The following is a 4,977-nucleotide window of genomic DNA, read 5'->3' as shown; positions in this document are numbered from 1 at the left end:
ACCGGATGGTCACCGCGCCCGCCGCCCGGTCGCCCCGCCGGGTCGGGCGCAGCGGGGTGCGCACCCGCGCGGACTCGCCGGCGGGCAGGTCGACCGTGTGGCGGGCCGAGCGCGCCACGAGCGGCTCGCCCGCGGCGGCGCCGTCGGTGCGCACGGCGGCGTCCACGACGAGCGACGGAGGCCACGCGTCCCGGACCAGCGCGCGCAGGCGGCGGCGGGTCGTGTTGGTGAGGACCAGCTCGGAACGCGTGGTCACGCCGAGCCGCACCGAGCGCGGCGCGCGGCGCTGGATCGCGACGGCGCGCGGCGACGCGGCGAGCGCGACGTCGACGGCGCAGACGGCCACCACGACGAGCGCCCACACCACGACCGTCCCCGGGACCGGGAACAGGGCCACCGGGATCACGCCGAGCGCCGCCAGGACGACGGCACGCCAGGTCAGCGCCACGCGATCACCGCCCCGTCGGCGCCCGGCCCCATACCGTCTCGCCGCACGTTCAGCGGGGGACGGGCACGGTCGCGAGCACGCTGGTCAGCACGCTCTCGGCGGTGACCCCCTCGAGCTCGGCCTCGGGCCGGAGCTGGACGCGGTGCCGCAGCGTGGGGTGCGCGAGCGCCTTCACGTCGTCGGGCGTGACGTACGAGCGGCCCGAGAGCCAGGCCCAGGCGCGCGACGTCGCGAGCAGCGCCGTGGCGCCGCGCGGCGACACCCCGAGCGACAGGGAGGGGGAGCGGCGGGTGGCGCGGCACAGGTCGACGGCGTAGCCGAGCACCTCGGGCGCCACCTGGACCTGCCGGACCTCGGCGCGGGCGGCGGCGAGCTGCTGCGGGCCGGCGACGGGCCGGACCCCGGCACCGTGCAGGTCGCGGGGGTCGAAGCCGGCGGCGTGCCGGGCCAGGACCTCGATCTCCTGCTCGCGCGCCGGCACGGGCAGCACCACCTTGAGCAGGAAGCGGTCGAGCTGTGCCTCCGGCAGCGGGTACGTGCCCTCGTGCTCCACGGGGTTCTGCGTCGCGATGACGACGAACGGGTCCGGCAGGGGGCGCGGCGTGCCGTCCACCGACACCTGGCGCTCCTCCATCGCCTCGAGCAGCGACGCCTGCGTCTTCGGGGGCGTGCGGTTGATCTCGTCCGCGAGCAGCAGGTTCGTGAAGACGGGGCCCTCGCGGAAGGAGAACTCGGCGGTGCGCGCGTCGTAGACCAGCGACCCGGTGACGTCGCCCGGCATGAGGTCGGGCGTGAACTGGACGCGCTTGGTGGACAGGTCCAGCGACTCGCCGAGCGCGCGCACCAGCAGCGTCTTCGCGACGCCGGGCACGCCCTCGAGCAGCACGTGGCCCGAGCAGAGCAGCGCGATGAGCAGGCTCGTCACCGCGGAGTCCTGGCCGACGACGGCCTTGCCGACCTCGGTGCGCACGCCCGCGAGCGCGGCGCGCAGCTCGACGGACGGCGCCGCGGGGGCCGGCGCGTCGTCCGGCGCCACCGGAGCCGTGGGCGCTACCGGAGCCGTGGGCGTTACCGGAGCCGCGGGCGCGGGCGGTGCCGCGGGGGCTGCCGAGGCGTCGGCCGGGGCCGGCGGGTCGACGGGGGCGGGCGCCGTGGTCTGCGGGACCGGGGCGGCCTGCGGGTTCTCGTCGGGGGTCGTCACGATCGGTGGACCTCGCTCTCCAGGGTGTCGAGCCGGCGCGCTAGCTCGACCAGCGCGCCGTCGTCGGGGGGTGGTGGGCCGTACAGCAGGTCGGCCACGTCGCGGGTGGGGCGGCCGGTGGCTCGGGAGACGGCCTCGGTGAGGGTCGTCGGGTCCGCCGACCGGGGGACGCCCAGGCGCCGTGCGACGACCTCGGCGCTGGCCGCGCGGAGCCCCGCGGCGGCGTGCCCGCGGGAGCGGGTGCGCCGGTACAGGCGGCCGCGGCCGCGGGTGGTCTCGGTGGCGCGCACCACGACCGGCAGCTCCTCGGCGACGAGCGGCCCGAGGCGGCGCGCGCGCCAGACGGCGGCGACGCCCACGACCAGCAGGGCCCACAGGCCGACGACGCCGGCCCAGCTCGGCAGCACGGCCCCGCCCGGGTCGGACGGCTCCCCGGCCGCGCTGGTGTCCAGCGGGTCGGGGACGAGCCACACCAGCGTCTCGTGCGCGCCCAGCAGGCCCAGGGCGAGGGCCGCGTTCCCGTCGTCCAGGACGGTGTCGTTGCGGATGAGCGCCGCGTCGTCGACGGCGGTCACGGTGCGCGTGCCGCCCGCGGTCGGGAGCTCCACCTGCGCGAGCGCCGCCCGGTCGTCGGCCGTCCAGCAGAGGGTCACGTCGCGCGACGCGTCGGGGTTGGCCTCGAGCCCGGCGCCGAGCTGCAGGGTCCCCGCGCGCCGTGCGACGGGGAGGTCGCACCCGGGGGCGACGGGGGAGCCGGGCGTGGCGGCCGGGTGCACGCGGCCGGCGTCGCCGTCGGTCGCGGCGCCGACCAGGAGGTCGTCGGCCCCGATCAGCACCAGGTCGGCCTCGACGCCGGCGAGGGCGTCCGCCTGCTCGGGCAGGAGGTAGGACGACGGCGTCACGAGCAGCGTGGTGCCCGGGCCCGCCGCGGACACGGCGTCGGCGACGCGGGTCACGTGCTCGACGTCGACGCCCTGCCGCCCGAGCACCTGGGCCACGGCGCGGGCGCCGTCCTGGCCGGGGTTGTCCGGGGCGTACGGCGTGCTCGACGTGACCGGCCGCGTCACCGCGAGCACGGCCACCACGAGGACGACGACACCCAGCACCAGCAGCGTCCAGCGGGCGCGCCGCCACCGTCGGGCCGCGCGGCTGCCGGCGGTGGTGCCGTCGCCGGTGACGACGGGCGAGGTCGTCGCGACGGTCGCCGCCGCGGGGGAGCCGAGGCCGGCGCCGAGGTCCGTGCCGGGGTCCGTGCCGAGCGTCATGGTGCGGCCACCCCGCTCGTCGTCGCGAGCGGCTCGGGCCGGAGCGCGCGCACGCGCGCGTCGAGGTCGCGCAGGCGCTGGTCGTCCTCGGCCCGGGCGGGGAGGGTGCCGTAGCAGACGTCGTCGAAGAGGCCGGCGGCGCCGTGCAGCTCGCCGGCCACGACGGGCAGGCGCGAGCCGGCGTCGTGCGCCGCCTCCTGCGCGGTACGGCCCGGACGCTCGTCGATGACCACCCGCTCCTCCAGGGACCGCACCAGGGCGCGGAACCGCTCGAGCACCGCGGTCGACCAGTCGCCGCGACCGGCGGCGGCGTCCGCGGCCGCCCGCAGCTCCTCGGCGGTCCGTGCGTCGTCGCCGAGCACGACCGCGGAGCGGTGCCGGCTCCGCGTGAGCCGCACCGGCCCGGCGACCCACCACGCGATCGCGGCCACGAGGACCACGGCGACGACCACCACGAACGCGACCGGGAACCGGCCCCCGCCGAGCGACAGCCCGTCGAAGAGGTCCGCGATCCACTGCAGCAGGCGCTCGAGGAGGGACGGAGCGGTGGAGTACTCGGAGCGGGACAGCTCCTCGAGGAGCCAGCGGTGCGCCGTCTCGCGGTCGGGGTCCACCGGCACGGTGGCGGGCAGGGCCGCCAGCGCGGCCGGGAGCAGCCCCGCCGACGCGCCGGTCACGCGATCATGCCGGGGGGCGGCCCCGGGCGGGGGCCGGGCCCGGCCCCCGGCTGCCCGTCGTCGGGCGCCTGGGCCGCGGCGGCGAGCTGCACGTCGAGGCCCTCGCGGCGCATCCGCACGTCGATGTAGAGCAGGGCGACGACGGACGCCGTGAAGATCGTGGTGATGGCCGTGCTGACGATGATCGACAGCACGCTGGCGACGACCGTCGACGCGCTCATGACCTGGGTGCTCTCGCTGGCACCGCCGATGGCGGCCGCGATGATCGTGATGGGGTAGGTGATGAGGTTCGCCGCGATGCCGATGATGATCGCCGCGAGCAGGTAGATCCCGAACAGCCGCCAGAACGACCCGCGGGTCAGCCGCCACGCACGACCGATCGTGGAGCCGAGGCCCTGGCCCTCGAGCGCCAGCGCGGGGGCCACGAGGCCGACGCGCACCCCGAGCCACACGACCGCCGCGAGGAGCCCCGCCACCAGGAGCAGCACGATCGCGACGGTGCCGCCGACCGACGAGTCGCCGAACGCGGCGATGACGACGACGAGCAGGGTGAACCACACCGCGCCGAGCACCAGGGACGCGAGGGTCCGCAGCAGCGCCCAGCCGATCAGGCGGCCCACCCGGCCGCGCAGACGGGTCCAGACCTGCCCGAGGCTCTGCTTGCGCCCGATGACCGACTGGCTCACGGAGACCGTGAGGATGCCCTCGACCACCGGCTGGGCGACGAGGATCGTCAGCCCGGTGCCGAGGCCCGTCGCGACGACCTGGGCGTAGACGGCGTCGAACCCGAGGTCGGCGATCTCGGGGTCGGCCGCGGCGAGCGACGAGAACGACGAGGTCAGGGAGGGGACGATGAGCTGCGCCACCAGCACGCCGAGCACGGTCGCGACCAGCAGCACGAGCGTCGCCGCGCCGAGCATCACCTTGGGGTTGTGCCGGATCGCCGTGAACGCTCCGTCGTAGATCTCGCCGAGCGTCAGCGGCCGCAGCGGCACGATGCCGGGCTTGGCCGCCGCCGGGCCGTAGGGTCCGGGCGCGCCGCCCGGACGCTGCCCGTACCGGCCCTGCCCGTACTGCGGCTGGCCCTGCCCGTACTGCTGGCCCTGCCCGTACTGGGGCTCGCCGCCGGGCGCGCGCTGGCCGTACCGCGGGGGCTCGGAGGCCTCGCCCCAGCCGGACGGAGGCTGGGGCTGGTCGGGCGTGGTCATCGCGGCCTCCCGGGCTGCAGGGCGGTCGGGTCGTCGGCGAGCGGCGTCGACGGACTCTCGGCGGGGGGGGGGCCCCGGGCGGCCGCCGCCCCCCCCCCCCAAAAACCCGGCGCGGCCGCCCCCCCCGCCCCCCCCCCCCCCCCCCCCCCCCCCCCCGCACAAAGGACCCACAAAAACC

At 77.7% G+C, this 4,977-nt stretch carries 4 protein-coding genes and 1 pseudogene; all 5 read right to left on the bottom strand.

Annotated elements, in window-relative coordinates:
- Window positions 1-448, bottom strand: a pseudogene (locus ACFU5J_RS12135) (DUF58 domain-containing protein); the annotation flags it as partial.
- 49 nt (window positions 449-497) lie between these two features.
- Complete coding sequence (locus ACFU5J_RS12130) at window positions 498-1,484, bottom strand: AAA family ATPase (protein ID WP_430577387.1); 987 nt, start codon at window positions 1,482-1,484, stop codon at window positions 498-500.
- Window positions 1,485-1,645: 161 nt separating this feature from the next.
- On the bottom strand, window positions 1,646-2,914 hold the full coding sequence (locus tag ACFU5J_RS12125) for a DUF4350 domain-containing protein (RefSeq protein WP_430578867.1): 1,269 nt from the start codon (window positions 2,912-2,914) through the stop codon (window positions 1,646-1,648).
- On the bottom strand, window positions 2,911-3,591 hold the full coding sequence (locus ACFU5J_RS12120; protein WP_430578866.1) for a DUF4129 domain-containing protein: 681 nt from the start codon (window positions 3,589-3,591) through the stop codon (window positions 2,911-2,913). The genes ACFU5J_RS12125 and ACFU5J_RS12120 overlap by 4 nt, the downstream gene beginning before the upstream one ends.
- Window positions 3,588-4,799 carry a glycerophosphoryl diester phosphodiesterase membrane domain-containing protein gene (locus tag ACFU5J_RS12115; RefSeq protein ID WP_430578865.1) on the bottom strand — a complete coding sequence of 404 codons (1,212 nt, stop codon included), beginning with the start codon at window positions 4,797-4,799 and terminating at the stop codon, window positions 3,588-3,590. The genes ACFU5J_RS12120 and ACFU5J_RS12115 overlap by 4 nt, the downstream gene beginning before the upstream one ends.
- Window positions 4,800-4,977: the final 178 nt, after the last annotated feature.

The organism is Isoptericola sp. NPDC057559, from assembly GCF_042801555.1.
Classification (GTDB): Bacteria; Actinomycetota; Actinomycetes; order Actinomycetales; family Cellulomonadaceae; genus Isoptericola.
This window is presented reverse-complemented; position numbering and strand designations above follow the sequence as displayed.

Excerpts from the sequence above, each read along its gene's own strand:
- ACFU5J_RS12125 (WP_430578867.1), bottom strand. The coding sequence starts at position 2,914 with ATGACGCTCGGCACGGACCCCGGCACGGACCTCGGCGCCGGCCTCGGC.
- ACFU5J_RS12115 (WP_430578865.1), bottom strand. The coding sequence starts at position 4,799 with ATGACCACGCCCGACCAGCCCCAGCCTCCGTCCGGCTGGGGCGAGGCC.